The following is a 25,207-nucleotide window of genomic DNA, read 5'->3' on the forward strand; positions in this document are numbered from 1 at the left end:
ATAGTAATCCCACCATTTTAATAGTAATGAAGGGCTTATGTCCAGGTCATCCGATGTGGACATAATGCTCTGACCCTTTTCCACTAGTCTGATTGCTTTTACCTTAAAGGCAAAACTGTGTTTCTTTCTTGCACTCATAAAAATGCCCCCAAAAGTGTCTAAACTTTTGGGGGCACTTCAGTAGAAGCATCCTCTTTTCATTTTGTAAGATTTTATAACTGTTCCCACCATTTGCCCCATACTTTCCCCAAATGATCCAGGTCTACTTTTTCTCCTATCCTCGGGGTAGTAATTGGTAGGTGTGCGGCTTCTGCCAGCAATGTCACCTGTTTCAAGGGCTCGTACCAGGGATGTTGTGCCAGTTTGAATTTAGAACTATGTACTGGTATGAAATTTTTCGCTTTCAGGTCCTGTACTTCTTTGATGATTTCATGTGGCATAGAGTGGATATATGGCCAGTTTTCATTGTATTGCCCACATTCCAAAATAGCCAGGTCAATTGGGCCGAAACGATCGCCAATCTCTTTAAAATGGGGCCCATAGCCACTGTCGCCACCCAGGAATAATGTTTTCGTCGGCGTTTGCAATACGTAAGATGTCCAGAGGGAAATATTCCTGCTCAGTAATCTGCCGGAGAAATGTCTGGCTGGCATTAAGGTCACCTGGAAACCTTCCATGGGCGCAATACTATCATACCAGTTTTTCTCTATTAGTTTACTTTTATCCCAACCCCAGTATTCAAAATGCTGGGCTACGCCTAAACCGCAAACAACATTATCTACTTTGCCTTTCAGTAGTTCTATGGTTTTGTAATCCAGGTGATCCCAGTGATCATGCGTGATCAATAACAGATCAATTGCCGGTAAATCTTCTACCTGATAGCGATTGGAACCGGGAAAGGCTTTCACAGAGCCTCTGATAGGCGATGCATTGCCACTGAAAACCGGATCGATGAGCAATTTCCTTCCGTCCACCTGAATGAAATAGGAACTATGTCCGAACCAAACAAGTACATTCTCTTCCGGCTTTAGTTGTTTCAAATCTGTATCTATCACAGGAATCGGTGATGCAGGTGCAGTATCCGGGTGCTTACCAAGGAATTCCCACAACACTTTGAGCATATTTTTCCCCTCTGCCAATGCAGGCGTGGGAATCTGATTCTGGAATTGTCCGTTCCTATAGTTGGAAAGCGTATTGAAATAAGCTTTCCTGGCTGCATCAGGCGCCTGTCCGTATTTCTTCTTCATTATTCCAGGTTTAATTTTTCTTCGTCCAGATCTATGCGATGAAGGAATTTTCTGATGATTTCTTCATCGATTCGTTCTTCATTTTTATTTTTCTTTATGAGCAGTTGCCGCTGTTCTTCCAGTATATTCCTGTAGGCGAATTTCACATAATCCGGAACGGCGCTTTCTTCATCAGATTGTAACTGATTCCTCCACTGACTGGCTAATTTCTTCAGGTGGAAGCTATGTTCCAGATCAGAAGCATGATTTTCCTGCAGGTAATCCAGTGATACATTGGCCAGCTCTTCACGCAGGAGCGTTTCTGTTTCGTCTTCCGGAAGGTGATCATTCCATACAGGCAGTGTAACTTTCCTGATCAGGATGGGCAGTGTTAATCCCTGGAGTACCAGTGTAACGAGGATAACGATGAAGGTAATATACAGGATCAGATTTCTTTGCGGGAACTGTACTCCGTTGTCAAAAGCGACGGGAATCGATAGTGCGGCTGCCAGCGATACTACCCCGCGCATGCCAGTCCATCCCATGAGTACTGGCGCTTTTGCGCCCGGATTTCTGTCGGCCACCGTAATAAAATAACTGGCGATCCTGGTAACAATCAGCGAGCCATAAGCTGCCAGCATTCTGCCAAAAATCAACGTGGCAGTGATCAACAAGCCATAGCCGGTAGCCTGATAAAAGCCGATACCTTCATTCTTCAACCCAGCGGTAATTTCCGGAAGATCCAGGCCAATGAGGATAAATACCAGTCCGTTTAACAGGAATACAAGACTTTGCCATACATTTTCTCCTCTCAACCGGGAAGATCCGCTGAGGAATTCATGCCGGTGATAAGAAAGATACAGGCCACCGCTCACTACTGCCAGCACGCCGGATGCATGTACCGCCTCTGCGCCCATATACATAGCATAAGGTGTCACCAGTGTAAGAATGATATCCATATTTACATCTGTTGGCAACCATTTATGTACTTTTTTGAAGACCAGGCCTATGAGCAAACCTATGACTACTCCTCCCACTACCATCCATACAAAGCTGGCTGCTGCCTGATACCAGATGAATTGCCCGGTAGCTACCGCTATCATGGCAAAACGCATAATGATCAGGGAAGAGGCGTCGTTGAGCAGACTTTCCCCTTCCAGAATAGAAGACATTCTTTTAGGCACCTTTACAAACTTCAGGATAGCGCTGGCACTCACCGCATCTGGCGGAGAAACGATGCCTCCCAGCAAAAAGCCCAGGGCCAGCGAGAAGCCAGGGATAAAGGTGTTCGCCACAAAGGCCACGGAAATAGCTGTCAGGAAAACAACAATAAATGCAAAGCTGCCTACAATCCTTCTCCAATGCCACAGTTCTTTCCAGGAAGTAGCCCAGGCAGCTTCGTATAGCAAGGGTGGCAGGAATATGATAAAAATAAGTTCAGGGTCTATTTTGAGTGCCGGGATACCAGGAATAAAACTAACAGCTAATCCTGCAAGTACGAGCAATACGGGATAAGCCACCCTGATTCGGTTACTCAGCATAATTAACAAGACAATCAAAACAATGATGGCCAGATAAAAGGGGAAATGGTCGAGCATAAATGCCTGTATAGTTGATTAAAGTTTAAAGGTACAAAGGGATAGCATCCAACGTATGCTATCCCAAACTACCAACTAAAATATTACATATTTTTAAATTAATACTTTAACCCCATTTCATATAACAAGGATTTATTGCCCGCGTCAATTGTATGGAACACACAGTTATCCTTCCGCTGTCATTTGTTTGTTGTTATGTGCCTGTTTAGAGATGCTTCTTAAAAAACAGCGCCAGTACATCAACTGCTTCATTTACATACTGTGGCACATCGTATAATGACATATGATTAGCGCCGTCCAGGATATGGAAGTTTTTCTCTTTACTGGCCACACGATTATACAGGTCATCGCTCATCCATTTACTACCGGCTTCACTACCTGCAACAATTTGTAACGGCTGTACAAAAAATGCTTCCGCTTTGTTATAAGCATCGTAAGTAATAATTTGGGTGAGACTTCTGGCTGTCGCAAAGCCAGGAGCAGTTGGATACTGGCAACGATCAGTATGATAGTATTCCCAGGCTTCTCTGAGCTCTGCATTAGGCGCATCTTCTTCTTTCAGGGGCGCCAGCGGTATTGTTGCCACAGCGGTATTTCCGGCATCCTGGGTTCTGGCATTGGCGCCAGCTTCCAGGTACGGTAACGAATCTGCATCTTTCACATTGTTTTCCCATCCATTACGGAACATGGAACCAATATTTACCGCACTCACGGCGCCTACTGCTTTAATACGATGGTCGTTGATGGCTGCATTGGCAGTGTAACCGCCGCCGGCGCAAATACCCATGGCGCCTATCTTCTGGGTATCGATATAAGGGAGTGTTGTCAGGTAATCGATCACAGCGCTCACATCCTCTGTTCTGATATAAGGATTTTCCAACTGACGAGGATCTCCAGTACTTTCGCCTTGATAAGAGGCATCATATGCAATCGTTACAAAGCCCTGCTCTGCCAGTTTTTTAGCATATAATCCAGCAGTTTGTTCTTTTACGCCACCACCAGGATGACTCACTACCACTACTGGATATTTTTTCTGCTGATCGAACTCCTCAGGAAAAAAGAGTACTGCCGACATTGTGATGCTGCTGTTGTTACTATTCTGGAAATTCACTTTCTGTGACATAACTATATTTTTTTGATTTGTTTGTTACTATTGACAATACAAAGTTAACAGCAGTCAAATCCAAATAATGTAGACACATTACGTTAAAACGGATACATTTTACTGTTTTTCCTGATGATCAGAGGAATGGTTGTATTTTCTCGTATCCGTGTCTCCCCAAAACAAAAAAGCAGCCTGATGGCTGCTTTGCGTATATAGTGTATTTACTGATTACGATATACCCTCGGGGCAATGCCTGTCTTTTTCCGAAAAAACCGCGCGAAATAATTGGGGTAATCGAAACCAAGACTATAAGATATTTCACTGACAGACAAACTGGTGTTTTTCAGCTTATCCTTAGCCAGTTGTACCACATAATCCTGAATATGATCAATAGGAGACTTCCCTGTAAAATGTTTTACCAGATCTCCAAAATAATTGGGCGAGAGATTAGATTTCTGCGCAAAAAAGGCCACAGAAGGCAATCCTGCCACATCAGTCTGAGAGAAGAAGTCTTCCAGATTTTTATAAAAATCATTGATCACCTTGTGATAAATTTTACTCCTTGTATCAAACTGTCTGTCGTAAAAAATTTGTGTATAAGAAAATATCAGTGAGATATAGGAGAGCATGACATCTCTCGAAAAAAATTCCTTCTGAAATTCATCATATGTTTTCTTGAAAATATCCCAGAGAATAACCTCTTCTTCCTTGCTCAGGAACAGGGCTTCATGGTTATTATAGTGCATGAAACTATAATCCTTTGCCAGTTTATTCAGGTATTTTGCGCTTACCAGGATCGTATATCCGGCGGTTGGTGGCGAGATATCCCAATCCAGGGAATTATGCGGCCCATCTATGTACATAAAAGAGGCGTCCGACTGATCCTCCATGTAATGAGTAGTCACCAGACGCTTATCAATGGGCGGTTTGATAGCCAATAGGTAAAAGTCAATCGTAATGGGGTCGGACTTTAGCAACACCTCCTGTTCCGTTGCAAAATTGACGACATGTATCTCTTCCTCTTTCACACTGCGGATATTCAGGTAATTGCTAAATTCTCGTATGTTAAATATGCGCTTTACCATAATATGCAAAATTAGCCTAACAAACGTGATTTTACGGATACAACTTCCCGCTAAATGGATACATATTACTGTTTCTTTACCAAAGTAAAAGAGGCGGCATCCCTATTTCAGACACCGCCTCTATTATTTAGATAAGATAATCCTATAATGCGATACGCATCGTTGAAGCCGGCAATCCTTCCCCATTCAACAAATTCCCTAAAGAATAAGGCTGCCATCCGTAGTAAACAAACCTTGTACCGGCAGGAACCCATACTTTAATAACATCTCCTTCTATCACAGCAGGAATTTCCTTCCCATCCTCCAATGAGAATCCATGCAGTGGCTTATTTCCGGCAGTCGTAATTCGTTCATTCCTGTCGTATTGCAGAAGGGCGGTATCTCCTTTCAGCAATGCTTTGATTGGTACAGGCCCTTTATAAACTATTGGCAACTGATAGGTTTTATGCAATGCCACTTTTGCCAAACGCTCTCCTACTGTGCGTTTATCCCGGGGATGCACATCTGTGGGATGCCCAACATCAGCGCTAACCGCCATTCCTGAAAAAGGAATACTATCCGCCATTCGGCGTTGTCCATCCCGGAAAGCAGGCCAGTACTCTGATTTGTAGCCTTTCTCTGTACTGATGGAAGATATTTGACAAAAATAAAATGGCAGTTCACCGGAATGCCATTGCTTGCGCCAGTCGGCTACCAGTAAAGGAAACAGCTGCTCATGTTGTTCCATCCTTCTCTTACTGAGTGCATTGCTTTCTCCCTGGTACCAGATAATGCCTTTCACAGCCAGCTGGGAAAGCGTTGCTATAGCCGCATCATATAGAAATCCCGGCTGAAAAGGATGCCGGTAGCCCAGTTCATTAGAAGGAGGCTGTATTCCCTGCTTCAGCAAAGGATCGAGGTTATCATGGCCCCGCTCAATACACCAGGGTTCCATAGCCGCATTTTGAAGCCAGTCGCCCTGAAAAAGTGCCGCCACTGCCGGTACATTCCGACCAGCATCCGGGCGAATCCATGCTTCTGTAGGACTCCCGCCCACTGCTACATTTATTAGACCAACAGGCACGCCAGTTTCCTGTTGTACCCTTGCGCCGAAATAATAACCTACCGCCGAAAACATGCGGGCACTGTTACTGTCAGATCGCTGCCAGCTACCGCGGAAATAATTTTCAGGATGCAGATAAATCGTATCAGCAGCTGAATAAGCAGGGCTATAAGTAGTGGTTTGTTTATTCTCCTGCAAGAGGCGTAAATAAGGCCGTCGCGCTGTAGCAAAGGCTTCTGCGGCGTGCATATCTCCCCACAAAGAAAATTCCATATTCGACTGACCGGCACAAACCCATACATCTCCCATCAACACGTCATAACAACTAATCATGTCTTCCTTTGTACGTACTGTCAGTATTTGCGGAATAGTATCTGCTTTCATGGGTGGCAGAATGGCTTTCCATTTGCCATCTGCACCAGCGGTTGTATGTACGGTATTATTTCCCAGGGAGACACGAAGGCCTTTGCCAGCAGGGGCTTTTCCAAAAACCGAAATGGGTTGGTCCCGCTGCAACACCATATGATCTGTAAAGAACGGCGATAGTGCTACACTTGCCGTTTGTACTGGCGCAAACGTAAACATCCATTTTACTGGGTTCTGCCAGTCGCCCGACTGAAAACCGTTCACTGGCAGATCTGCGGTGACAATATTCTTTCCCTTCTTAAAATGCACCATGGCTGGCGCTCTGTATTCATAACCTTCATCCACTAAAGGATCTTCGGAACCAGGTTTGCGGCCAGGAAAAGTCCATTTCGGCGGTGCAATCGTTTGCCCATTTATTTGAATACTGCTACCGCGATTGTCCCAGGTACCGGCAGCGGGCGTATTACTATTCGTAGAACGGGACAGATTATAAAAACCTATCCACACCGGTAAAACGGTATCCTTATCTGATTGGAAAATAGCGGTGGCCGACCAACGCAGCGAATCCTTATTATCTCCGATAACGCCTTTCACCAGTGGGTGCCAGAAATGTCGCATAACGATGGTACCGCCGATGGCAGGGATCGTTTTTACAATACGGCCAGTTTGATTGCGGCCTGTAAGGGTCCACTGCAGTTGGCTTTGCGGCGTATACTGAAAAGGTAGTCCCGCAAAATATAACTGCCGATGCTGCCATAAGCGCCCTTCGAAGTTTCGGAATTGCCGGAGCATTGTTGTATCCGCAGGATCAATATTACTGCTCCAACCGATTGTTCCACCGCCTACCCAGCTTCTTTCTGCAAAGGCCAGCATGGCGGGATATACCGGATTCATACGAATCAAATCTTTTTCATCCGTTACCTTTCGATCGTTCCACAGACAAATCACTCCACCCAGCATGTTGCTGTCTCCCCTCACCTTATCGCCTATACGACGTTGGAAAATAGTGGTTACACTTTCCAGCGGGTCCATATGATTCAGGTAGAGATGACGGGAATCCAGGTACTTTACACATGGTTTGACGCCCGCATCCCGCATCCAGAGCTGATGTATGGTTTTATCTGGAATATTCCCACCAGGGTCCCAGCCTAAAGTGCGTACGCCGGCCGCCTCCACCATGTTGACCATGGCCGGCAGAAATGCTTTGTTGGTAATATGTACCTCATCGCCGCCGATGTGCAGATAAGCAGGACGGAAAGTTGTAATAAAATGCCGTACAATATTTTGCAGGATATGCATCCCGCTATCACATTGCATATCAACACCCATGGCCCGTTTGAAGGCATCGCTATGGCCGGGCATATCTATTTCCGGTAAGAAGAGGATATGTCTGTCGGCACAATAACGCATGAGCTCATGGATATCTGCATCCGTGTAAACTTTGCCAGAATTACGGAGCATATTGCTGTCGCTAGTCAGCCCAGGATATCCTGGTACCGGCCATCTCCAGGCGATATTCTCTGTAAAGTGAAACTGAAATACATTCAGTTTGTAAGCGGCCATTTTATCTATCTGTTGCTTCAGCAGGGCCATGCTTTGATAATTGCGACCTACATCCACCAGATATCCTCTCCAGGAAAAGGCAGGTTTATCCGCGATGATGCAACCAGCAAAAGAATCTCCCTGCAGCAACTGGTACAGGGTCTGTATTCCGTTGAAGATACCATGACTGGACGACGCAGCTATTGCTATAACGTCATTGGCTACACGCAATTCATATGCTTCCTCTTCTTTCAGTCCGGCTTTATATACCAGGCAAATATGGCGTGTTGCTGTGGCGCCCGTTTTTACCTGACTGGCCTTCCCTTTTTGCAGGAGCCAATCGCGCAGTTGTGCGGCTTCTTTCTCAAAACGTGGATCTGTAAGGATGTCTGTGCCACTACTCATCGCATAGCCTTGCGACGTCCAGGATACTTTTTCCGGGCTGGGTATCAATGCCGGATGCTGGGCCAGTAAGCATTTAGCGGACAGCAACCAACAGAGGAGTAAGCGCCATTTCATCGTGGTATATTTATAGCTTCGAATACAATTTCACTATATCCGTTTCTTTCATACAGTATGCCTATACGATTATCTGCCGTCAAGGCAAGATCGGAATAGGCGGTATAATCCCCTTTTTTATCAGGGGTGGCAGCTACAGGAATAGTTACTGGCCAGGCTTTCGCGTCAGGATTACTGATGCGAACAGTCAGATGATTTCTTTGTATGGTATCTGCTGCGTTGGAAAAGGCCAGGATGGCTTTTCCTTTCTTCCAACCGATGTTGAGGATACTTCCCTGGCATACCGGATCAGGCAAACGATCGTCAAATTGGGTACTTTTCCAGGTAGCGCCGCCATCGTTGCTGATTGCCACAATGCGCATGCGTTTATCACCCTGTTGGTTGCGGGCATTCAGCATGAGTTGTCCTCCGCTGAGCTCAGCAGCCGTACATTCATTGGAACCAGGCACAGGTACGGTAGCACCCAGATGGAATGTTTTACCATGATCATCTGTGTAGAAGCCATGGGCAGCATAATCCGTAAAATGTGGTTGCGGATTGCCGGCAGAATGGTTGGCAGCAACGTATATGCGTCCACAGTATTTACCTTTGCTAAACTGCAGGGCATGACCGGGGGTATTCGCATAACTGCGCCAATCGTCCGAAAAGTTATAGGCAGGATTCACCTGTGGCTGTTTAGGCCGGTGTACTTGGGTGGTGATATTCACCGGTGCTGACCAGGTAGCGCCGCCATCGGCACTGGTCACATACCACACCTCGCGGAGGCCATGTCCTTTACGGATTTCTCCTTCGTGGTTATTACCGGTATTATAAAAGAGGAATATGCGCCCTTTAGGATATTCGGGATCTGTGAGATCCACTACGGGTGCAGGATTCCCCGCCTGCAAGGAATCATTTTCCGCCACTACTTTTAATGGCGACCAGGTAACGCCGTTATCCTGGCTGGTTTTCAGCACAATTTTGATATCGCCGAAATCGCCGGCATGTTGTACCCTTCCTTCTGCAAATGCCAACAACGTACCATTGGGCATACTCACCATAGCGGGTATACGAAAACTCTTATACCCTTCCATTCCGCTCTTATAGACGATGGCTGGCTGTTGCTGCGCAAACGTTAGCAGACTGCAACATAGCAGTAATAATGTAAATATATTGTTCCTGTTCATATCCGGTTATGATTGAGCCTTATTTTTAAGCAATTGCCAACAATACCATTCCTGTCTGGGCAGATGGAATGGCCCTTTATAAAGATTTCCTTTTAGTGGAACTGATTTCCGACCATCTCTGTGGAGATAGCCATACCATTCTCCGTGCGTCTTATCATGAAAATGCGTATAGGCGTATTCGTGAATCTGCTGATGCCATTGTGCATATTTATCTTCTCCAGTCATGGCGTAAGCCAGTAAGGTAGCGATGATTGCTTCATTTTGCGGCCACCAGAATTTCATATCCTGCCAGTATTCCTGTACAGGCTTGCCCTCTACATCGCGGAAGTAAAGGATTCCGCCGTATTCTTTGTCCCAGCCTCTCTCCCACATATAGTCCAGCATACGACACCCTAAGTTAATCAAAGCCGGATCATTATTCCGATATTTTGCTTCATGCAGAATGAACCAGGCGCCTTCAATGGCATGTCCCGGATTGAGGGTACGGCCATCAAAGTGATTGATCAGACTACCATCGGGGGCTACCTGTTCCATGACGCAGCGGATATCATCTTTTACGAAATCGTTTGCTATCTGTTTAATCCATTTATCAATCCACTCATCGCAGCGTGGATCACCGATGGTTTCTCTTAACTGCTGCGCGGTGTTGAGCATGATCATTGGTACGCCAATACCTTTTGCCGGCCTCGTGTTGGTGAATTTCGGTGTGAGTAATCCCGGGATAGTGGCGTATTCAATACATTTCCCAAAGAGTTCCCTGGCTTTTTCTGCCATGGTCATATCGCCGCTGGCTTTCGCATAAGCAGCGAGGGCGATCACTGCAAACGTTTCCGAAAAAAAGTACCGACGTTTGCGAATAGGTTTCCCATCTCTGGTTACATGAAAAAACATTCTGCCGTCTGTGTCGAAGCAGTGCTGCAGGAGAAAATCGATGCCCGTTTTCGCGCCTTCCAGCCATTCCGGACGTTGTTCCACGGTATTGTATAAAGTAGACAACAACCAGGCCGCACGGCCCTGAATCCACACCGCTTTGTCATCATCGAGCAACTCTCCGTTTTCATCACGCATTAACAGATAACCGCCATATTCCTGATCAATGGACCGTGGGAACCAGAAGGGTATCGTGTCTCCCAATAATTGATCTTTATAAAACGACTCCAGTGTTATCAGTTGCTCTTTTGTATATCCCATGTTGTTTTTTGATTGGTCATCTGACTAACGAGTAAGCCCACCAATACGCAGGACAACAGTCCTGTCAGGGCGTACATCAACAGATGCATATGTGAAAATTGCAGCAGCAGTACCTGCACTATCGCGCTGCATATAAAACCGGCAATGGCGCCGGTATTCGTGGCACGACGGGTAAAGATGCCCAGTATAAAAACTCCGCCTACAGAACCGGTAAACAATCCCATGATGAGGTTGAACTCATCCCATAGCGATGTGGCTCCCCAGGAGGCCATCATCCACGCAATGGCGGTACCGAAAAGTCCTACCGCCAGCGTTACCATCCTGGCAGTACGCAGATAATATTTATCCGGTCTGCCTGGCAATCTGCGACGGAAGAAATCATTCACCACCACAGTAGCCACGCCATTCACCGATCCATTCAAACTTCCCATTGCCGCCGCAAAGATGGCGGTGATCACCAGTCCCGCAATTCCTTTAGGTAACTGCGTGACGATGTACCATGGGAATATGGTATCCTGGTTATTCAGGGCAATATTTACCTCCGCAGGATGATCTCTGTAGAAAAGGAATAAAAGCGTACCAATGGCGAAAAAGATGATGGTAGAAGGAAGTGTCAGCCATGCGCCGAGACGCAGGCTCTTTATTGCGGATTTTTCATCAGTGGTCGTCAGATAACGTTGCACTACCGTCTGATCACAGCCATACTGGATAAGGTTCAGCGCAAATCCGCCCAACAATACTACCCAGAAAGTGCTGCTGGTGAAATCCAGTCGCAGGTCAAACATTTTCAGTTTATCGTACTGCTGCAAAGTGGAAATACTCTGCGACCAGGAATGATCCAGGTGCATAGGAATTAATATCAGCGCCAATAAGGCCCCAGTCAGCAAAATGATCACCTGTACAACCTCCGTCCATATCACGGCCTCAATTCCACCCAATACGGTGTAGAACAGACTAACCACTCCCATCACCACAATACTGGTTCGTACATCTATGCCCGTTACCACGCTAAGGGCTATACTGGGCAGCAGAATTACGATGCCCATTCGGCCCAGTTGTAACAGGATATACATTCCCGCTGCAATGCCGCGCACCTGGTAACTAAAGCGTTGTTCCAGGAATTCGTAAGAAGAGGTAACCCCTAATCTTCTGTAAAAAGGAATAAAATACCGCACTACTACTGGCATTACCATGATGATAGTCATTAGTAGGAAAAAGTAGGTCCAGTCGGTAGCATACGTTTTAGCAGGAATACCGATAAAGGTGATGGCGCTGAGCTTAGCTCCAAAAATACTGAGTCCCGTAGCCCAGCCTGGAATCTTCTGCCCACCTTTGAAATAATCTGTGGTGCTGTGTTGTTTCATGCTGGTCCATAATCCAATGCCCAGCATGAGGAGAAAATACAGGGCCAGCAAGGTATAATCAAGACCCGAGAAATAAGATGGTTTGCTGATAACGCCACGGACGATACTCGTGGTACGCGTGCCGGGCTTTACTTCACCGGAGGGAATGATGATATCATCATTCCATTTCACGGCGGTAGTGGTCACCTGCGCAGGGTATGGTAGCTCCGACAGTTTTGTCCATACATCCGTTGCAGTATTATACAGTAGTATGCTCCTGTTGAATCCGGGATGATTGCTCAGGAATGTTATTTTTTCTTTAGTGAGTCGTTCCTTGGTGCTATCGTTTGCACGAGCGATGGCGGCATTATATGTTTCGATCTGATGAAACAGTTTCCCATCATCTCCGCCAGTCAGTAAGATAAATGTTGCCCCGAAAGGAAGGGCTGTACCGGCGGACCAGTTTAATGACTGCTTACCATCACTAACAGTAGCACATTGCTGCCAGCTGTTGGTTTTCTGAGAAAATCTGTACACAGTTCCACTCAGCTCACTAATACCCGTATCCGTGGCCTTTCTGCCGCCAATGGCGTATAGGCATGGATAATCGCCATTCGACTGCGTGATCAGTTGCAAATGCGAACGGGGCTGTGGTAAAGGCGGCATGGCTTTCCAAGAGGGAGTAGCTGCGGCCATATCCAGCATCCATACTTTATTAGTAACGCCGGTATCAGATTCGCCACCTGCTATCCAAACCTGCGTACCCATCACAGTAGCACCGGCATTGGCCAGGGCCATCGGCAAATCCGGATAAGGCTTTACGTTCAGGCGACTGGCAGCAGCATTCCATTGCAGCAATAACACTTGTTTACTACGGCCGGCAGGCGTTTCTCCGCCCATACATAAAACGCCGGAAGGCAGTGTCACGCTGGCCCCGTAGGCTGCCGCTACAGGAAGATGTCCTGTATCCGGCAGCCATTGAAAGGCATTGTTATTACGACGCAACACATATATTTCATTGTGATAGGTTTTCTGACCACCTTCCCATGGCATTGCACCTGGGAAGTTAGCTCCACCTGCGACCAACAGCACCTCTCCTGTTGTTCCGGTAAATGCGCCTGCTACTCCCGGCTGTACCTGTTTACCACTCGCAACAGGCAATACGCCCACTTCCGACCAGCTGATCTGATTGGCCTGCGGTTGTTGGCCATTGGCCGTTACACCCCATAACATAAGCAATATCAATAATACTCTCACTCGTGATTAGTTTTTATCGGGAGCAATATTCCCGGAATCCCAGCGCAAATACGTCCGACTTAAAGGCCTCAAATTGTGCAGCATCCATGTTTTTCACCGGAAGCCTAAATTCGCCACAATCCATTCCCGCCAATTTCATATAGGCTTTTCCAGTGGCAATACCGCCGTATTTTCCTAACAACCGAATCATGTCGATGGATTGTTGTTGGAGCATGGCTGCTTTCGGAAGATCGCCGGTATTGAATGCATTGATCAGCCAATAGTAAAGAGGCGCAGCATAATTGAAAGTGCTGCCTACACCTGCTTTGGCGCCTACCGCCAGGGCCGAAAGCAGGTTTTCATCTCTCCCCCACAACATATCATAATATTGATCTTTGAAATTGAGGCAGGATTGATAATCCATAAAATCTTCATGCGTATACTTGATACCATAAAAATTAGGAATCCTGCCATCTACCGCTTTCAACAGATCGATCATTTGAAAGTTCACGCCAGTCAGTACCGGAATATGGTAATAATAAAACGGCATATCCGGTACAGCAGCTGCCACTGATGCACAGCATTCCGCCAATACCTGCACATTCGCCGGTTTGAAGTAAAACGGCGCTGTGAGGGAAACGGCGTACAGGCCAGCATCTTTGGCATGTAATACCTGTTCCCTGCAGTCCTGCAGCGAGGTACCGCCTACCAGCGTCATGACCTTAAACTCAGGATCATGGCGGGTAGCCAGGCCCCAGGCAGTAGTCACCTGCATTTTTTCCCGGGAAGTAGTGGATACTCCTTCCCCGGTGGAACCGTTGATAAAGGCGCCAGTAACGCCATTCCTTTTGAGGAATGCATAGTATTCAGGAATCATGGCCAGGTTCAGAGAACCATCTTTGTGCATGGGTGTAAACGGCGCTGCAATTAATTTGCTCAGATGCGGTATCGTCATATATATAATTTAATAAAAATTCCCTTAAAACTGCGCATAGCCGGGTGTCTGAACGAGACTACGATTGTTGGTCAGCGAGTTTCTGTCGATCGGCCACAATAGTTTATAGGCCTCGGTAGGTTTCACTGTGGTGTATTTATACACGTAATTATCGCCCATCCGGCGCAGATCGTACCAGCGCTTACCTTCGAAAATGAATTCCAGTAAGCGTTCTTTCAGAATAGCCTCTTTGGCATCGGTGTCTATTGCCTGGTTCGGATAGGCGTATGCGTTAGAATAATTTGCACCCAAAGCGCGGGTACGCACCAAATTGATTTCTGTAGCCGGACTTTGTCCCAGGATAACTTTTGCTTCTGCCAATAATAACAGCAGGTCTGCATAACGATAAACAGGAAAATCATTGGTAAATGCTCTTGCGCCTGCATTCTGTTCTCCAGGATACTTTTTGGCAAAAGCCCCCACAATGGAGTATACGCCAGCAGATTTCGTATAGGCGGGTTGGATAGTCGCCCACTTGCGGGAATCCTTGTCGTCGTACTGACGGAAAGTGGCTACCCGCACAGGCGCACGTAATAAGCCGCCCCAGTTATCGGTGGTCACATCAAACTGACGGTTGCCCAGGGAATCGTAGAAATTGGCGATCAGGCCCGACTGTGGCACAAACTGTCCTGGTACAAAGGACATCGTCGCTTCATTCAGCTTATAGCGGATAGCGAAAATGATTTCTTTATTCCCTTTGTTGGCGCTGGAGAACACATCCGTGAAATTATCTACCAATCCGAGAGCGGGCACATTGGTTTGAATATCTGTCAATGCATTTTTAGCAATAGTTGCATCTCCTGCCCCGCCGCCACGGTAGCTGGTCCAGAGGTAGACTTCGCCCTTCAGCATTTGGGAAGCGGCTTTAGACCAAAATCCTTTCTGGTTACGGAAAGAATAATCTGTTCCAAAGTTGTTCAATGAACTATCGATATCCGCTTTAATCAGCTTCATCACATCATCTGCACTGCTGGCGGCTTTGGCGAGATTGGAAATATCTACGGAAGTACTCGGCGTAGTCTGTAAAATTACATTTCCCCAGGAGCGGAGTAATTGAAAATAATAGAAAGCACGCATGCCATAGCCAATACCAAGGTAGTAGTTGCGGTTCGCGGTTGTCAGCAGATTGGTGGTAGCGGTTTTGCTGATCAACAAGTTCAGCTGATTAATATTAAAATAGAACCCTCCGAAATTGCTTACTCCTGGCTGATCCAGGTCCATCGTTTGTAACCACATACGCTCAGCGCCTTGCGTAGCTTCTCCTGTGAAAGATGGGCCCAGCACTGTTTCTGTGCCGAAGATATCTGCGCGCATTTCACCGAGCGACTGAAAGGCGCTGTTATTATTTCTGAAGGCGCTGTGTACGCCGGTAACAAAGGCATCAAACTGGTCAGCAGTTTTCCAGTAGCTGTCATTACTGAGCGAGCTAACCGGCGTCAGGTCCAGTTTATTAGAGCAGGCTTGCGATAGAGTTGCCAGACCCAGTATTAAGAAGATATACTTTTTCATTACAGTAGAATTGAAAGATGATTAAAATGAAACCTGTACTCCCAGCACATAGGTTCTAGGGGTAGGATAAGTACCCATATACACCCCGCTGATACTACCACTGCCGTCGATAGGCGCTTCCGGAGAAGGACCGCTGAATTTCGTCAGATAAAACAGGTTGTTGGCGCTCATATAAATTCTGCTGGCAGAGAAAACGTGTGTGCGTTGGAGTAAGGCTTTCGGCAGTTCATAGCTCAGGGTTATTTCCCTGCAAGCCAGGTAATCGCCTTTCTCGTAGAAGTTTGAATTATTGCCATTCAGTACCGCATTCGCGTTGTTGGCGCGGGTATAGTTCTGTTTGGAACCTGCTACCTGATCTGCAAAGTATACTTTTGGTATATCCGTTACCGTGTTGGTTGGCGACCATGCTTGCTTCTGTAAGTCAATATAGTTAAAGGTTCCCTGGTAGTTGCCCAAAGTGCGCGCTACAAGGTCGTTGTAGATAGTATGGCCGGTAGCGAATTCGAAACGGGTATATAAAGAGATGCCTTTATAGGAAAGGTGTGCATTGAAACCGCCTGTCCATTTAGGATAAATATTTCCTAAATACACCTGGTCTCTAGAGTCGATGGTATCATTGCGGTCTTTATCCAGCCAGTTCACATCACCGGGAGTGATATGACCGTTTGGCCCTGCGGGCAGACCCGATCCCGTTATTTTGGCAACGGCATCATAACGATTGGCAGCGTGGTCACTGATGTCTTTATCATCTCTGAAGATAGATACTTGTTTGTAGCCGTAGATATCACCTAAGGTTTGACCTTCCTGCAAACCGCCTACCCATATGAGGTTACCTGTTTTATCATCATAAACCTGGAAGCCGCCCTGACGGTTGTTGGCATTTCCATTGTATGGTAACTGGAGGATTTTATTCTTCACGAAAGACGCATTGGCGCCTACTGTGAGTCGCACCCCACTTTTTGATTGCAGTACGGTCGCATTTACTTCGAACTCGTATCCTTTGTTCTGAAAGGTGCCGAGGTTTGTTTTTACGAAATCATAGCCAACGTAGCTGGGAAGGGCCAGATTGGTCAGGAGGTCGCTTGTCTTCCTGTTATAATAATCAAACAACAGCGTAATGCGGTTGTCAAGGAAACCGAGATCTACGCCAATGTCTGTTGTTTTACTTTTCTCCCAGTGCAGATTAGGCGTAGGCATAGCGGTATTCAGGAATCCTGCGAGCCCGTTGTAATTTGTTTGGAGACTGTAAACCCCTTGTACATCGTATCTACCTAAACCTGCCACATTCCCGTTTACGCCATAGCTTACGCGCGGTTTAACAGTACTGATGATATGACTGATGTTGGCATTTTTATAGAATGCTTCGTTGTGGAGATTCCAGCCCAAAGACATGCCAGGGAAAAAGCCGGAGCGGTTAGCTTTCGCCAGACTCGACACTGCATCCTGACGGAACACCATTGTCAATAAGTAGCGCTGATCGTAGTTGTATGCGAGTCGGCCAAATGTAGAGATAATACGGTATTGGGACTGCGTCGTATAATTATTATTCAGATTAGTGGAAGACGTAGTTGGATTAAACGTCGTAGAGGCGTTGGCGGTAGGAATATCATCCGTTGGCGCGTTGAGGCCGTCTACCTGCAATCCCAGTGATTTAACGCCGAAATATTCCGTACCCAGCATAACAGACAGATCATGTTTGTCTGCAAAGGTTTTCGTATAGTTCAGGATACCATTATATTGTTGCTGGAAATCGCGACTGAAGCCGGTGATGGACTCTCTTTTCGTATTGCTGAATGAGGGCGGATTTGCAAAAATATTCGCATACGTTTGCGTAGCCTGTTGGAAAGATTGATTCAGATTTTCGAAGAGATACATATTTGCGGTACCGCGGAAATAAAGTCCTGGTAACAGATCCCATTTAACAAAAGCATTGGCGGAGATGCGATTCACTTCCGCACTGCGTTTCGTTTTCTGCAGCCAGTAGAGCGGATTTCCGTCGGAAGCGCTGTTGCCTGGATTAGGCATTGTTTTAGCGGAATCCAGCCATGGATTGAAAGTTGGCCAGATAGCGAGACTGCGGTAGAGCGAATTGACTTCGCCTGCCAGTACGCCCAATTGAGAAGCAGTAGACATTGTTACGCCTGTACCCACTTCCAGGTTGGGTTTCACTTTATAGGAGCCGTTCACATCTCCGGAAAAACGTTTGTATCCCGAACCAACGATTACCCCATCTTCTTTGTAGTAGTCGAAGCTCGCGAAGTATTTTCCTTTATCGTTTCCACCAGTAACATTGATGTAATGGTCTTGCGTATAGGTGTTACGGAAAACGAGGTTTTCGATTTCGCCACCATGATCTTTAAAGATGATGGTACCGCCATAAGGATCGCCTACAGTATCCCAGCCTTTGGTAAGGAGATTCGCCGTAGAGGCGTTATACTGGCGGATATCAAACGATGCCAGGTCGGCAGGATTGGTAGACAGGCCCATACCGCGGGAAGTATTCACCTGGCTGAGCGTACGGCCGGCGTTGAGATAGCCGAGGCGGGTATAGTAGATATAATCTTTCGCCCCCATGTATTTGTATCCTTCGCGGGCTTTGTTGTAGCCGCCGGTAAACTTATAGGATACTTGTGCCACGCCGGATTTACCTTGTTTGGTAGTGATGATGATCACACCGTTGTTGGCGCGCGCTCCATAGATCGCAGTAGCGGCGGCATCTTTGAGCAGTTCCACGCTGGCGATATCTTCCGCGGGTACGTCGGCATAGGAACGGATAACGCCATCTACCAGTACGAGCGGACTACCGGGACTATTAATAGAAGCGCCGCCGCGGAGGATGATCACTGGCGTGGCGCCTGGCTGGCCGGTGGCATTTACCACCTGGAGGCCGGACACTGTTCCCTGGAGGGCGCTTCCCACGTTGGCTCTGGGAGCGTTGGCCAGTACTTCCTTGTCTAGTTTGGCAATAGAAGTGGTAACGCTGCGGCGGGATTGTGTACCGTAACCCACTACCACTACTTCATTCATTTTCTGTACATCTTGTTCCAGTCTGGCGTTGATCTCTGCTTTTTCCCCTACGGTAATTTCCTGCGGGAGATAGCCAGTATACCGGATTACGATGATCTCGCCGGGATTGACGAGTAGAGAGTAAGAACCGTCTGGTTGTACCTGTGTACCTCTGCTGGTACCTTTCACGCTAACGGTGGCGCCAATGAGTGGCGACTGATCTTCGCGGGCGATGATGTGGCCCGTGATTTTGCGTGACTGAGCCAGGGAAACGGTGGCATAGCATAGGCCGATCAGTAAAAACAGCCCTTTTTTCTGGTTGATTAAAAAACGTTTCATAACGGACATTTAGGCTTCAGAAATTGTATTATGTATTACATAATGCACAATAAAAGTAGGAAACAATTTTAATTAACCAAGTATTTTTTACTTTTTTATATTCCGAAAACCTTTATAAATTTGATGAAGCTGTGTAAAAACAAGCCATCATCGCCGTTTTATCAAAATAATTAAGTACGACATTATATGAGTGCCCTGGAAGTATCGAAAAGTCTGCAAACGATTGATACCAGCTCGTTGGTAGACAAAGTGGAACGTAAGCTGATAGACCTTCTTATCAGCAAGGATTTCAAAGTGGGAGATTCTATCCCGAAAGAGCTGGAACTGGCGGATTTACTGGGTGTGAGCAGAACAGTAGTCAGAGAAGCCCTCACCAGGCTGAAGACATTGGGACTGATAGAAACAAAGAAGAAGAGAGGGGCTGTGCTCACCAATCCTGATCTGACAGGACTTTTGGAGAAAAGTCTTTATCCTGAAATCATGGATAAAAACACGCTCAGAGAGATTTTTGAGATGCGTCTTGCCCTCGAAATAGGTATGGCAGACTTTATCATGGAAAGGGTTACTCCCAAGGATATTGAAGATCTGAAAGCCATCGTGGCCCATGAACCGGCCATTGCAGATCAGCACCTGTTCCAGATTGAACAGGAAATTAAATTCCATGGCAAATTATATGAAATCAGCGGCAACCAGGTACTCAAACGCTTCCAGCAAATGCTCTTGCCTGTATTTGATTATGTACACCGCAGCGGCCTCCTAAAGAAAATGCCTAAAACCAAAAAGTTCGTTTCCCACAGAGGACTCGTGGAAATCATTGAAAACGGATCTGCAGAAATGCTCCGCAATGCCATGCGTAATCACCTGGAAAATCATTTCGCCCGCATTTTCGAATAACGGCTCAAACATACTACCCGCCTACATTTATGGGCATAAAAAAAGACCCGCTTTTCAGCAGGTCTTTTTCTTAAGTGACAAAACTATTATCTGAAATAATGTTATGCTAATCTTACGTTAACAGCGTTCGGACCTTTTCTGCCTTCTTCCACGTCGAATACTACGCGGTCATTCTCGCCGATGCTTTCTTTAATACCAGATACGTGAACAAAGATTTCTTGATTCGTACCTTCGATTTTAATGAAGCCAAAACCTTTAGTTTCATTAAAAAATTTTACAACACCTGTTTGCATTTAATAAATTTTTAAAAGTTAATATATTCTCGCCATGTTACAGCCGGCTCGCTGTGCACCTACAAGAAAAAAGTAAGAAAGCTGTATGTAAAAAGTGAAGATTACGAACAGAATTGAAATACAATATTCTTAAGAAGCCTGACGAAGATAGGTCATATCTAAATACTATCCTAATTTTTTTCTTTTTTAACATACCGTATTTAACCCAATTTTTTATGCGCTTTTAAATATATTTTAGCAGAATATATGAAGCATCCTGATTCCTGGCGCATTAAAGCCATACTCACCGGCTCTGCCGGAAACATGGTAGAATGGTACGATTGGTACATCTACTCTACCTTTTCCCTGTACTTTGCGCCTGTCTTCTTTCCTAAAGGTAGCTACACGGCTCAGCTCCTTAATACGGCAGCCATCTTTGCAGTAGGCTTCCTTATGCGTCCCATCGGCGGCTGGTTATTTGGCCGTATTGCCGACAGGCAAGGGCGTAAAACCGCCATGACACTCTCCGTATTGCTCATGTCTTTCGGCTCTCTCCTGATCTGCTGTACGCCTTCATTTGCCCAGATAGGTGTGCTGGCGCCAGTTTGCCTAACATTAGCCCGATTGCTCCAGGGACTCAGTGTAGGCGGAGAATATGGCACTTCCGCCACCTATCTGAGTGAAGTAGCCACCTCCAATCGCAGAGGCTTCTATTCCAGCTTTCAATATGTAACGCTGATTGGCGGCCAGTTACTGGCCCTTGGCGTACAGATATTATTACAAAAAGTATTTCTAAGCCCCGAAGACCTCCACACATGGGGATGGCGTATTCCTTTCTTCATAGGGGCATTGCTGGCAGTTACAGTATTGTATCTACGCAGAGGCATGCAGGAGTCGACCTCCTTTGATAAAGAACAAAAATCTAAAGAACAGGGCTCTGTACGCGCGCTGTTTACCAAACATCCCAAAGCGGTGCTTACGGTAGCTGGACTTACTCTTGGAGGTACAGTTGCGTTCTATACCTATACCACCTACATGCAGAAATTCCTCGTCAACACCGTTAAGATGAGTATTGAAAGCGCTACCACCCTCACTTTCTGCCTCATGCTGATCTACGCCTGTATACAGCCTTTAGCGGGACTCTTATCTGACAAAATTGGCAGAAAGCCTATCCTTACTGCCTTTGGGATTGCAGGTACGCTTTTCACCGTCCCTATTCTGACGGCACTCAGTCACGCGACCTCCGCCTGGGAAGCCTTCTGGCTGATACTAGCAGCGCTGCTGATTGTAACTGGTTATACCTCTATTAATGCAGTGGTGAAAGCAGAATTGTTTCCTGCGGAGATACGTGCGCTCGGAGTGGGTTTCCCCTACGCGATCACCGTGGCGATTTTCGGCGGAACCGCAGAGCCATTGGCACTATACTTCAAAAAACAAGGAATTGAATCCGGTTACTATTGGTATGTAACCGCATGCATTTTCATTTCCTTAATGGTATACGTGTTTTCAAAAGATACCCGAAAAACATCCTGGCTGGATAAGGATACTCAGTCCTGACGCCCATAAATACGTACTTCGCCGGCATCCGTTCCTATTATCAGGGTGCTGGCGAGGCCTATAAACAGCCCATTCTCCACCACTCCCGGAATATCGTTCAACTGTGCATGCAGCTTTTCCGGAGCAGCAATCTCCCCGATATGACAATCTGCAATGTAATTGCCATTGTCCGTGATAAATAATTGTCCCTCGCGGGTTCTCAAGACCGGCGCCACTTTCAGCTTCTCCAACTGATGCATGGTTAGCTCATGGGCAAAAGGAATAATTTCTACCGGTAAAGGAAATTTCCCTAATTGCGACACCAGTTTACTTTCATCCGCAATCACGATCATACGACCAGCAGCCGCCGCTATGATCTTCTCGCGAAGTAAGGCCCCGCCTCCTCCTTTGATGAGCCGCAACTGTATATCTGTTTCATCGGCGCCATCAATATCGATGTCTATACCGGAGATTGCTGCAAAAGGCACTATAGTAATACCCTGCGCCTTCGCCAGTTGCTCCGATTCCACGGAAGTGGCGACGGCCCGTATCTCCAGACCTTCTTTCACCATCTCTCCTATCCGCATAATGACATAATACGCGGTGCTGCCTGTTCCCAGTCCCACCGTCATTCCGGGTTCTATAAAAGTGGCGGCTTTGTCGGCCGCAGCTTTTTTTGCGATATTTATCTGCATGACAACAAATATAAGTCACACACCCGATTTGGAAATCTTGCCGAACTCAACTAATTTTTGACCAAATATTTTGCTTTGAGAACACTACCACTGCTACTGCTGGCAGCTACCATTGGCCAACTTTCTGCCTCAGCGCAAGAAAACCAGGCTGCCCAGGCCATTAATGCTGCCGGTTTTACCAAACATATCAGTAAACTGGCTTCAGATGCCTTCGAAGGCCGCAGACCATTCACCCGCGGGGAAGACAGCGCCATACAATATATTGCGGCACAATTCAAGGAACTGGGACTGAAACCCGGTAACGGCAACAGCTATTTCCAGGAAGTGCCTATGGTCAATATCGCTTCCAGACCGGCCGACCAGCTGGTGATCAAAGGGAAAAATGATAGTATTTCCCTCCAATACCTGGAAGATTTTGTAGCTGCAACCAGGCGTGTACAAAACCAGGTACAGCTAAAAAATTCCGAACTGGTATTTGCCGGTTATGGCATTGTAGCGCCGGAATATAACTGGAACGACTATGCGGGATTGAATGTGAAAGGCAAAACGGTAGTAGTATTGGTGAATGACCCGGGCTTTGCAGACAGCACGCTCTTCAAAGGGAAAACCATGACCTACTACGGTCGGTGGACATATAAGTTTGAAGAAGCTGCCCGTCAGGGAGCCGCCGGCTGTATCATTATTCATGAAACTGCCGCTGCCAGCTATCCCTGGAAAGTAGTGCGCAGCAGTTGGTCCAATTCCAAACTATATTTACAGACGCCGGATAATAATATGTCGCGCACCATCCTGGAAGGCTGGATATCTCAGGAATCCGCCCGCAAAATGTTTGCGCTGGCCGGTATCTCCCCGGATATCATGAACCAGGCTAAAAAGAAAGGTTTCAAGCCGGTAGACCTGCATCTCCAAACATCCATGGTGATTAATAATACCATCAAAAAATCAACTTCTCATAACGTATTGGGAATTCTGCCGGGTACAAAACGGCCGCAGGAAGCGGTGGTATATTCCGCTCACTGGGATCATTTTGGTATAGGAGAAGCGATAAAGGGAGATTCCATTTACAATGGCGCGGTAGATGACGCCAGTGGTACGGCAGGAGTTATTGAACTGGCTACTGCCTTTTCAAAGTTGAAACAGAAGCCGGAACGTTCTGTGTTATTCCTGGCAGTAACCGGCGAAGAACAAGGACTGCTTGGGTCAGAATACTACGCGTCTCACCCGGTATTTGCTCCTGCTAAAACAGTAGCAGATATCAACCTGGATGTGATGAACTATTTCGGACGTACCCGCGATATCACCATTTATGGATTAGGACAATCAGAGCTGGACGAATATGCAGCCCGCGCCGCTGCCAAACAAGGCAGGGTAACGGCTCCGGATAATCATCCGGAAGGTGGCTGGTTCTTTCGTTCAGATCACTTTAACTTTGCAAAGAAGGGCATTCCAGGCCTGTATATAGGTCCGGGTACAGATGCCATCGGCCATGAACCAGGTTGGGCTGCAGAGCAGATAGCAACGTATAACCGTGAACGTTATCACTCACCCAAAGATGAGTTTGATCCCAACACCTGGATATTAGATGGTATGGTGGAAGACACACGGCTGTTGTTTGATATTGGTTATACATTGAGCAATGAGACCACGTTCCCTAAATGGAAGCCCGGGTCAGAATTTAAATCACTCAGAAAATAAAAAGAATAAATAAGGAGACTGTAAGATGGTATTGTTTGGACTGATTATGATGGGACTGATATTATTTCTCTATATCAGGAATGTTTTCATCCGACGCCGCGTATTACACGGCAATGTGCCGGATAGCTATGATGCATTACTGCAACAGCATGTAAGATACTATCAGCAACTGGATGAGGTGGACAAACAGCGATTCCGTGAAAAAGTAACACGTTTCCTTAAGCGTACTACCATCGAAGGGGTAGGTATTACCTTAGAACCACTCGATCGCGTACTTGTGGCTGCCAGCGCTATTATCCCCATTTTCGGGTTTAAAGACTGGGAGTATTTTAATCTGAGCAATGTGATTGTCTATCCGGATACATTCAATGAAAGCTACCAGTATGAAGGAAATCGGAGAAATATTATGGGGATGGTAGGCAGCGGTCCTTTAAACGGCCAGATGATGCTTTCCCGAACTGCATTGCACGAAGGCTTCTCCAATACTACTGATAAGAGTAATACGGCGATTCATGAATTTGTACATCTGCTGGATAAAACGGATGGCTTTGTGGATGGCGTACCACGGGCACTGATTGAACACAGCTACAGTATTCCATGGTTAAAGCTAGTACATCAAACCATTCAGCAGATGGACGCCGGCCATACAGATATCAATCCTTACGGCGCTACCAATGAAGGCGAATTCTTTGCCGTGATATCAGAATATTTCTTCGAACGTCCGGATTTGCTGCAAGAGAAACATCCGGAGTTATACAAGATGCTGTCACGCATATTCCAACAGGACCCTGCCGCTAATCATCAGCATCCGGAAACTGCTTCATAAGGAATGTGGCGCCTTCGGCGCC

18 protein-coding genes are annotated in these 25,207 nt (G+C 46.5%); 4 read left to right on the forward strand and 14 right to left on the reverse strand.

Annotated features, from left to right (window positions below; genetic code table 11):
* The 12 genes from CLV59_RS29510 to CLV59_RS21905 form a co-directional block, all read right to left on the reverse strand.
* The coding region (locus CLV59_RS29510) for a transposase (RefSeq protein ID WP_146616177.1) at window positions 1-138 on the reverse strand (138 nt) is incomplete at its 3' end.
* 74 nt (window positions 139-212) lie between these two features.
* Window positions 213-1,247, reverse strand: coding sequence for an MBL fold metallo-hydrolase (locus CLV59_RS21855; protein ID WP_111594221.1), 1,035 nt, complete (start codon window positions 1,245-1,247; stop codon window positions 213-215).
* Complete coding sequence (locus tag CLV59_RS21860; protein WP_111594222.1) at window positions 1,247-2,824, reverse strand: Na+/H+ antiporter; 1,578 nt, start codon at window positions 2,822-2,824, stop codon at window positions 1,247-1,249. The genes CLV59_RS21855 and CLV59_RS21860 overlap by 1 nt, the downstream gene beginning before the upstream one ends.
* A 205-nt stretch (window positions 2,825-3,029) precedes the next feature.
* Complete coding sequence (locus tag CLV59_RS21865; protein ID WP_111594223.1) at window positions 3,030-3,947, reverse strand: alpha/beta hydrolase; 918 nt, start codon at window positions 3,945-3,947, stop codon at window positions 3,030-3,032.
* A gap of 203 nt (window positions 3,948-4,150) precedes the next feature.
* Window positions 4,151-5,014, reverse strand: coding sequence for a helix-turn-helix domain-containing protein (locus CLV59_RS21870; protein WP_111594224.1), 864 nt, complete (start codon window positions 5,012-5,014; stop codon window positions 4,151-4,153).
* A 142-nt stretch (window positions 5,015-5,156) separates the two neighbouring features.
* On the reverse strand, window positions 5,157-8,483 hold the full coding sequence (locus CLV59_RS21875; RefSeq protein ID WP_111594225.1) for a family 20 glycosylhydrolase: 3,327 nt from the start codon (window positions 8,481-8,483) through the stop codon (window positions 5,157-5,159).
* Window positions 8,480-9,649: a sialidase family protein gene (locus CLV59_RS21880; RefSeq protein ID WP_111594226.1), complete on the reverse strand. Its 1,170-nt coding sequence runs from the start codon at window positions 9,647-9,649 to the stop codon at window positions 8,480-8,482. Before CLV59_RS21880 ends, CLV59_RS21875 begins: the two co-directional genes overlap by 4 nt.
* A gap of 6 nt (window positions 9,650-9,655) precedes the next feature.
* Window positions 9,656-10,840: an AGE family epimerase/isomerase gene (locus CLV59_RS21885; RefSeq protein WP_111594227.1), complete on the reverse strand. Its 1,185-nt coding sequence runs from the start codon at window positions 10,838-10,840 to the stop codon at window positions 9,656-9,658.
* Entirely contained in the window at window positions 10,816-13,440 is a 2,625-nt protein-coding gene (locus CLV59_RS21890) for a sodium:solute symporter family transporter (protein ID WP_211324004.1), read from the reverse strand. The genes CLV59_RS21885 and CLV59_RS21890 overlap by 25 nt, the downstream gene beginning before the upstream one ends.
* 13 nt (window positions 13,441-13,453) lie before the next feature.
* Window positions 13,454-14,374, reverse strand: a complete 921-nt coding sequence (locus CLV59_RS21895) for a dihydrodipicolinate synthase family protein (RefSeq protein ID WP_111594229.1) — start codon at window positions 14,372-14,374, stop codon at window positions 13,454-13,456.
* A gap of 24 nt (window positions 14,375-14,398) precedes the next feature.
* Window positions 14,399-15,922 (reverse strand): SusD family outer membrane lipoprotein NanU, encoded by a 1,524-nt coding sequence (nanU, locus tag CLV59_RS21900; RefSeq protein WP_111594230.1) that lies wholly within the window; start codon window positions 15,920-15,922, stop codon window positions 14,399-14,401.
* A 21-nt stretch (window positions 15,923-15,943) separates the two neighbouring features.
* On the reverse strand, window positions 15,944-19,267 hold the full coding sequence (locus CLV59_RS21905) for a SusC/RagA family TonB-linked outer membrane protein (protein ID WP_111594231.1): 3,324 nt from the start codon (window positions 19,265-19,267) through the stop codon (window positions 15,944-15,946).
* 186 nt (window positions 19,268-19,453) lie between these two features.
* Between CLV59_RS21905 and CLV59_RS21910 the strand changes: the two genes are divergently transcribed.
* Window positions 19,454-20,161, forward strand: a complete 708-nt coding sequence (locus CLV59_RS21910) for a FadR/GntR family transcriptional regulator (protein ID WP_111594232.1) — start codon at window positions 19,454-19,456, stop codon at window positions 20,159-20,161.
* A gap of 101 nt (window positions 20,162-20,262) precedes the next feature.
* Here CLV59_RS21910 and CLV59_RS21915 read toward each other — a convergent pair whose 3' ends face one another.
* Window positions 20,263-20,454 carry a cold-shock protein gene (locus CLV59_RS21915; protein WP_073086969.1) on the reverse strand — a complete coding sequence of 64 codons (192 nt, stop codon included), beginning with the start codon at window positions 20,452-20,454 and terminating at the stop codon, window positions 20,263-20,265.
* A gap of 246 nt (window positions 20,455-20,700) precedes the next feature.
* Between CLV59_RS21915 and CLV59_RS21920 the strand changes: the two genes are divergently transcribed.
* The gene (locus CLV59_RS21920; protein ID WP_111594233.1) at window positions 20,701-21,990 is read left to right on the forward strand and encodes an MFS transporter; all 1,290 of its coding nucleotides are present in this window, start codon (window positions 20,701-20,703) and stop codon (window positions 21,988-21,990) included.
* On the opposite strand, the gene rpiA is transcribed toward CLV59_RS21920, so the two are convergent.
* Window positions 21,981-22,664 (reverse strand): ribose-5-phosphate isomerase RpiA, encoded by a 684-nt coding sequence (gene rpiA / locus CLV59_RS21925; protein ID WP_111594234.1) that lies wholly within the window; start codon window positions 22,662-22,664, stop codon window positions 21,981-21,983. The genes CLV59_RS21920 and rpiA overlap by 10 nt on opposite strands.
* A gap of 75 nt (window positions 22,665-22,739) precedes the next feature.
* Here rpiA and CLV59_RS21930 point away from each other — a divergent pair, with 75 nt between their 5' ends.
* Window positions 22,740-24,359 carry a M28 family metallopeptidase gene (locus CLV59_RS21930; RefSeq protein WP_245950923.1) on the forward strand — a complete coding sequence of 540 codons (1,620 nt, stop codon included), beginning with the start codon at window positions 22,740-22,742 and terminating at the stop codon, window positions 24,357-24,359.
* 25 nt (window positions 24,360-24,384) lie between these two features.
* On the forward strand, window positions 24,385-25,185 hold the full coding sequence (locus CLV59_RS21935) for a M90 family metallopeptidase (protein WP_111594236.1): 801 nt from the start codon (window positions 24,385-24,387) through the stop codon (window positions 25,183-25,185).
* The last annotated feature ends 22 nt before the right edge of the window (window positions 25,186-25,207 follow it).

This window comes from Chitinophaga dinghuensis (assembly GCF_003259435.1).
In the GTDB taxonomy this organism is placed as follows: domain Bacteria; phylum Bacteroidota; class Bacteroidia; order Chitinophagales; family Chitinophagaceae; genus Chitinophaga; species Chitinophaga dinghuensis.

Coding starts and splice junctions, on each gene's coding strand:
- CLV59_RS21855 (WP_111594221.1), bottom strand. CDS start 1,247: ATGAAGAAGAAATACGGACAGGCGCCTGATGCAGCCAGGAAAGCTTAT.
- CLV59_RS21860 (WP_111594222.1), bottom strand. CDS start 2,824: ATGCTCGACCATTTCCCCTTTTATCTGGCCATCATTGTTTTGATTGTC.
- CLV59_RS21865 (WP_111594223.1), bottom strand. CDS start 3,947: ATGTCACAGAAAGTGAATTTCCAGAATAGTAACAACAGCAGCATCACA.
- CLV59_RS21870 (WP_111594224.1), bottom strand. CDS start 5,014: ATGGTAAAGCGCATATTTAACATACGAGAATTTAGCAATTACCTGAAT.
- CLV59_RS21875 (WP_111594225.1), bottom strand. CDS start 8,483: ATGAAATGGCGCTTACTCCTCTGTTGGTTGCTGTCCGCTAAATGCTTA.
- CLV59_RS21880 (WP_111594226.1), bottom strand. CDS start 9,649: ATGAACAGGAACAATATATTTACATTATTACTGCTATGTTGCAGTCTG.
- CLV59_RS21885 (WP_111594227.1), bottom strand. CDS start 10,840: ATGGGATATACAAAAGAGCAACTGATAACACTGGAGTCGTTTTATAAA.
- CLV59_RS21895 (WP_111594229.1), bottom strand. CDS start 14,374: ATGACGATACCGCATCTGAGCAAATTAATTGCAGCGCCGTTTACACCC.
- nanU (WP_111594230.1), bottom strand. CDS start 15,922: ATGAAAAAGTATATCTTCTTAATACTGGGTCTGGCAACTCTATCGCAA.
- CLV59_RS21905 (WP_111594231.1), bottom strand. CDS start 19,267: ATGAAACGTTTTTTAATCAACCAGAAAAAAGGGCTGTTTTTACTGATC.
- CLV59_RS21910 (WP_111594232.1), top strand. CDS start 19,454: ATGAGTGCCCTGGAAGTATCGAAAAGTCTGCAAACGATTGATACCAGC.
- CLV59_RS21915 (WP_073086969.1), bottom strand. CDS start 20,454: ATGCAAACAGGTGTTGTAAAATTTTTTAATGAAACTAAAGGTTTTGGC.
- CLV59_RS21920 (WP_111594233.1), top strand. CDS start 20,701: ATGAAGCATCCTGATTCCTGGCGCATTAAAGCCATACTCACCGGCTCT.
- rpiA (WP_111594234.1), bottom strand. CDS start 22,664: ATGCAGATAAATATCGCAAAAAAAGCTGCGGCCGACAAAGCCGCCACT.
- CLV59_RS21935 (WP_111594236.1), top strand. CDS start 24,385: ATGGTATTGTTTGGACTGATTATGATGGGACTGATATTATTTCTCTAT.